7 protein-coding genes are annotated in these 4,588 nt (G+C 55.6%); 1 reads left to right on the forward strand and 6 read right to left on the reverse strand.

All coding sequences use genetic code 11. The annotated features are described in order from the left end of the window. Nucleotides 1-18: 18 nt before the first annotated feature. From N800_RS16565 to N800_RS15730, 6 genes are all read right to left on the reverse strand, one after another. Nucleotides 19-459 carry a DUF4279 domain-containing protein gene (locus tag N800_RS16565; RefSeq protein WP_156963020.1) on the reverse strand — a complete coding sequence of 147 codons (441 nt, stop codon included), beginning with the start codon at nucleotides 457-459 and terminating at the stop codon, nucleotides 19-21. 107 nt (nucleotides 460-566) lie between these two features. Next, nucleotides 567-770 (reverse strand): hypothetical protein, encoded by a 204-nt coding sequence (locus tag N800_RS14765; protein WP_036140409.1) that lies wholly within the window; start codon nucleotides 768-770, stop codon nucleotides 567-569. Nucleotides 771-832: 62 nt separating this feature from the next. Further along, the gene (locus N800_RS16000) at nucleotides 833-1,864 is read right to left on the reverse strand and encodes a hypothetical protein (RefSeq protein ID WP_156963021.1); all 1,032 of its coding nucleotides are present in this window, start codon (nucleotides 1,862-1,864) and stop codon (nucleotides 833-835) included. A 110-nt stretch (nucleotides 1,865-1,974) separates the two neighbouring features. Continuing rightward, nucleotides 1,975-2,322, reverse strand: coding sequence for a helix-turn-helix domain-containing protein (locus N800_RS16570; protein ID WP_084087745.1), 348 nt, complete (start codon nucleotides 2,320-2,322; stop codon nucleotides 1,975-1,977). Nucleotides 2,323-3,212: 890 nt separating this feature from the next. Next, entirely contained in the window at nucleotides 3,213-3,674 is a 462-nt protein-coding gene (locus tag N800_RS14780) for a hypothetical protein (protein WP_156963022.1), read from the reverse strand. Between the two features lie 66 nt (nucleotides 3,675-3,740). Next, nucleotides 3,741-4,058 (reverse strand): DUF5076 domain-containing protein, encoded by a 318-nt coding sequence (locus N800_RS15730; RefSeq protein WP_084087747.1) that lies wholly within the window; start codon nucleotides 4,056-4,058, stop codon nucleotides 3,741-3,743. Between the two features lie 57 nt (nucleotides 4,059-4,115). On the opposite strand from N800_RS15730, the gene N800_RS16005 reads away from it, so the two are divergent. Then, nucleotides 4,116-4,496 carry a hypothetical protein gene (locus tag N800_RS16005; protein ID WP_156963023.1) on the forward strand — a complete coding sequence of 127 codons (381 nt, stop codon included), beginning with the start codon at nucleotides 4,116-4,118 and terminating at the stop codon, nucleotides 4,494-4,496. The last annotated feature ends 92 nt before the right edge of the window (nucleotides 4,497-4,588 follow it).

Raw genomic sequence — 4,588 nt, forward strand, 5'->3', positions numbered from 1 at the left:
TTCGGCTTGAATGAATTGTTAGGGCGCGTCTGGCGAGTCATCCGGCCCATACACATCGAAATCCAAAGCCACTCCAAGTGACGAGTACTTTGCCAGAAGCGAGGGGTCAAGCGAAAAGCCGGAGTTGAAGCCCTCAAGAAAGAAACCTATGAAAAGGGAAGCAGACCCTCCTGAGGCAAGGTGTTTGGAGAGGAAAGACGCGTGACCCTCAAGCCATTGACCGATGCGGCTCAAGGCGTCCTCAAGATCTTCATCCGAGAGAATCTCCAGAGGAGTTGTCCAGTACGAGTCATCCCAAACTCCCGCGAGCGGCTTGCCACGCGGAGAAGTACGCTCCTGGCCGGACGACCACTGCCGGAATGGCTCCAAACCGAACTCGGAGGAACACGCAGAAAGCTCCGTCTGAGGATGACGGAGGCGGAGCGAGATCTTGAATCGATACGGCCGAGATTCTTCCATGAGCGCCCTAACGCTTGAGTTAAGCCGAGACGCGTAGTGGAGGCAAATGAGGCAGGCTCTTTCTGCCACATTTGCCGGAACGAAGCGGCTTCGGCTTGAACGAATTGTTAGGCCGCGCTGGGCGCGTAACTTGCCACAATCTTAGCTACAAGGTCGGGGGCTACCGACTCTTTGGCAAAGACCGTAAAGAATGGGGATGTGCCAACAAAGGGGCCGCCGTGCTGCCGGTATCCAGACAAGCCCATGGGCGGGATCTCCACAAGACAATGCACGTCCGCGCTCTCTATGATCAAGAAAACCTTGTCGTTCATTGGCAATCCTTCCTTATGGCGGGGCCGCGAAGAGAGGCTCCGGCTTGAGTGGGTGAGAAATTTTACTCCTTGGCACCTTGGCCAGGAGCCAGCCCAAAGAAGCAGACTTGTCGTGTCTCGGATCGACCAAGCGCTAGGGTCCATACATCCTTTTGGGCGTTATTCCAAACCTGAAACTTCAAGCTCTCCGGGTCATTGCCCTCCGCCATTGCGCGATTGATTAGAGCTCCGGCAAATCTACTTGCAATCAACCTATGTCGGCCGTACCGATCTCGAGCAAACGCCTCTAGAGAGTCGCAAGCGGTTTTACCCTCCATCGAAACGGTCAGCTTATGGGTTCGCCCGCCATACATCTCAAGGGCCATTTTAGCAGCGCCAATCGATGTGTTTACGTCTCCGTTGCACGTTCTATACATATATGAGGGAGGTGCATCGCAGGTTGCGTTACTCAACTTAAGCAAGGAGCTGTCATCCAACTCGTCGAGCTGAAACCCAAAGAAATCAGGCGCTTTTGCAAGCCTGTCCGTGCGCTCCGCAACGGACCAGTTGCGCTCAGACTGCTGAAGAGCTGAGCTAGGCGTGGCGGGATAGCGCTCCGCGCTTGCCAATGCCTTGTCATTTCTCGTTGCGTTCCACGACTCGTTGGCAACTGGCGGCGCGGCAACTTGACTTGTCGTGGGCTTTGTCATGGACGATGGTGATTGGCTCTTATCCGATGCCGTGGGGGTAGATGGCTTGGCCGAGGCCACCGAGCCATTCGTATCGGATTGTTTAGCAAGACGAAGGATCGCGGAGCCTGCCTTCTCGTACCCATTGCGGTATGAGAGCGTGTAAAGGTTCCTTGCGGCCTCGAGGTCACGTTGGTACAGCTCGCCTCGTTCAATCCATTCAGCAAGCAAGTACTGACACTCCGCATCCTGCGCATCTGCGCAGGAAGTGAGTTTCTCCTTGGCCGCGTTAACTGATCCGTTCATCATCAAGCGGCGAACGTCCGCCGAAGGGCTCACCGGACTTGGCTGGGCTGCGGCTGGATTATGAGCAAGGACTGCGATCGCGGCACCTGCAAGCAGTTCAACAAATAGGTTCCGAGTCATACGCCCTCTGGAGTAGTGAGAATACATTGTCCTGCGGAGTCTCTCCGCGGCCTAACGCCTAAATTAAGTCGAGCCACGAAGTGGCTTCGACTTGAATGAATTGTTAGGGCTCACTTATCGATTGCCAAGCTGCGAACCATGCGGACGACAACCTTCTTCTCAACAGCCGTCAGCTTGCGAAAGTCGGCCAAAAAGTCTCTCTCGAACTTTGTTTCTGTTGAGTCTGCTGTGACAACTGATGGACTTCCATCGCCGTCCCCATCCCCGAACGCCAGCCACTCAGGCGACTTGCCCAACGCTTTAGATAGTCGAAGCAACGTTGTTTGCCGCGTTGACTTAGACTTTCCACTCTCAAGATCGTGAAGCGACGGAGCAGCAATGCCGCACCGTCTTGCAAGCTCAGCCTGACTGAGACCTGCCCTAGTCCTTGCGTCTTTGATGCGTGCGGCTAGAGACATAAACGTGGACCCTAACGCTTGAATTAAGCCGAGTTGCGAAGCAACTTCGGCTTGAATGAACTGTTAGGGCACGGAACCGCACTCTTTCCGAGCGGAATCCAGTGCGTCCTTTGCCCCAGCGACGTCCGCAGCCGCAGATGCTACACGACCAAACATCTGGGGGCCGGGAGCCATTTCGGCCGCAGCGCTAGCCACTTCGAGGCCTGCCTCAGCCGCGTCGTAACCTGCTTGTGCTTTGGCAATCCTGGCGTGGCAGGAAGATTTCGGTGCGCTCAAACACGCGGATACGAGCAGGATTAGTGGAACTAACAGAAGTAGACGAATCATAGTGGCCTAACGCCCGAATTAAGCCGAGCCGCGAAGCGGCTTCGGCTTGAATGAACTGTTAGGCCGCACGCGACTTGACCACGGTGGGTTCAATGGCGGGCGCTGGCCAGAGTTGCAGACGATACAACTCATGAGCGCTCGGCGCATCGGCTATGCGATAGCTGACCCTAACTCTGTAGATGCCGGGTTGAGCCGGGATGCGGGCGGCGTCCGGGAAGTAGTCCGTACAGCCGGCAACAACCAGCGGGCCTTGGGTAACGACCAGAGTGCACTCATTAACTTGGTCAAAGGCTGACGAGTCATCGAATGGGGACGCATCCAATACCTCGACCGTAACGGGCACGTTGCTGTTACTTATTGTCCCGACGCCTACTACTCCAGGTGCAACGGCCAAAAGACGCTCAACCGCGTCCTGAGACCATGCGTCCGATAGGTCACCGCTGGCAGGCTCATCCTGCACGTAGAACTGGAAGTAGTCTGCGAACAGTTGGAGATGACGCATCTGTGCGGTCTAACGCCTGAATTAAGCCGAGCCGCGAAGCGGCTTCGGCTTGAATGAATTGTTAGGCATGCGCTGACTCACTTGCCAATCCTGAGGTGAGAAGCAGCTTGCCGCTAAAAATTACCAAACCTTCATGATCCCCGGGCTGCCCGTCCTCGGCGCGTGGTGCCCAGCAAAGGATGCCAAATGGCTCATGCTCCGATACCAAAAGAGCCTGTAATGCGGGGATAGCGTTCAGAGGGAATTTGCTTGGACGGAACTCCAGGTGCCGAATGCCATCCCCGTAGAAATCCATGCTTTGAAACCATGACTCTTCATCAATGCCGCTAGGCCCAATAAGCGGAACCAGTACCTCATCAATTCGCTCTACGAGCCTAAGGTCAACATCTCCGTGGTCGTCTCCGAGTGCATCAAGCGCAAGCTGGTTGCTCTTGATCACGTTGCCCATCCGAACTAAGAGATCGTTGTGGTCTCTGGCAACCTCAATGCTCGATGTTTTTCGTGCGCGAAAGAGATTGAACATGCCTAACGCTTGAATTAAGTCGAGCTGCGAAGCAGCTTCGACTTGAATGAACTGTTAGGCGGCGTGCTAGCCAACGTAGCCACCCGTGACCTTGCCTTCCTTGTACTCCATGTTTTCCAGGAAGCCCTGCTTGATGCGTGCGAGTGTCTGTTGCTTGTCCCAGCCATGGCTCTGTGCCATGCCGTTGGCAATGTGCTGAGCGACGTCAGCAAGCAGATTGCCCCAAGCATCCCGCTCATCCACGTCACAGTCCTCCGCATCCGCCCACATGCCAAGTAAAAGAGAAACGTGCACGTCGTCATGGGCAAGCCAGACGCGGATCATCTCTGTGGCATCAGGATCGCCGTCAATCTCAAGTGGTGTGTCTAGCGATCGAACTGCCATGAACTCTCCTATGCCGCCTAACGCCTGAATTAAGCCGAGCCGCGAAGCGGCTTCGGCTTGAATGAACTGTTAGGTACGCTACCGCTCACTGGCAGCCTCGGCAATTTGATTGCAGAGCAGAGTAGCCGACCGCGGACACTGATGCCTTGCCAAGTGGGCGACACGATCAAGCTCGGACGTGAGCGCGGAGGCATTGATGTGCCGGAGGACGAAATCCTGGAACTCGGGGTCATGAGCTATGAGCCGCCGGACCTGGCTGAGCGAGGCCCATTGCGTGGCAAGAAGGTGGACTACTCTATCCGTGAATCCCTCAGCGATAGCGCCATCATCGCAATAGCTATAGCGTTGGTACGCGGCATGGATGGATCCCCACGAATCAAGAGAGTCAACGGAACTCTCAACAGCCTGAGCATCTGTGGCGGAGCACTCTTGAGCTAAGACTGGGAAGGCAACCAACAGAAGCAGTGTGATAGCAAATATGCGCATCATGCGGGCCTAACGCTTGAATTAAGCCGAGCCGCGAAGCGGCT

Source organism: Lysobacter daejeonensis GH1-9, from assembly GCF_000768355.1.
In the GTDB taxonomy this organism is placed as follows: domain Bacteria; phylum Pseudomonadota; class Gammaproteobacteria; order Xanthomonadales; family Xanthomonadaceae; genus Aerolutibacter; species Aerolutibacter daejeonensis.

Coding starts and splice junctions, on each gene's coding strand:
- N800_RS16565 (WP_156963020.1), bottom strand. CDS start 459: ATGGAAGAATCTCGGCCGTATCGATTCAAGATCTCGCTCCGCCTCCGT.
- N800_RS14765 (WP_036140409.1), bottom strand. CDS start 770: ATGAACGACAAGGTTTTCTTGATCATAGAGAGCGCGGACGTGCATTGT.
- N800_RS16000 (WP_156963021.1), bottom strand. CDS start 1,864: ATGACTCGGAACCTATTTGTTGAACTGCTTGCAGGTGCCGCGATCGCA.
- N800_RS16570 (WP_084087745.1), bottom strand. CDS start 2,322: ATGTCTCTAGCCGCACGCATCAAAGACGCAAGGACTAGGGCAGGTCTC.
- N800_RS14780 (WP_156963022.1), bottom strand. CDS start 3,674: ATGTTCAATCTCTTTCGCGCACGAAAAACATCGAGCATTGAGGTTGCC.
- N800_RS15730 (WP_084087747.1), bottom strand. CDS start 4,058: ATGGCAGTTCGATCGCTAGACACACCACTTGAGATTGACGGCGATCCT.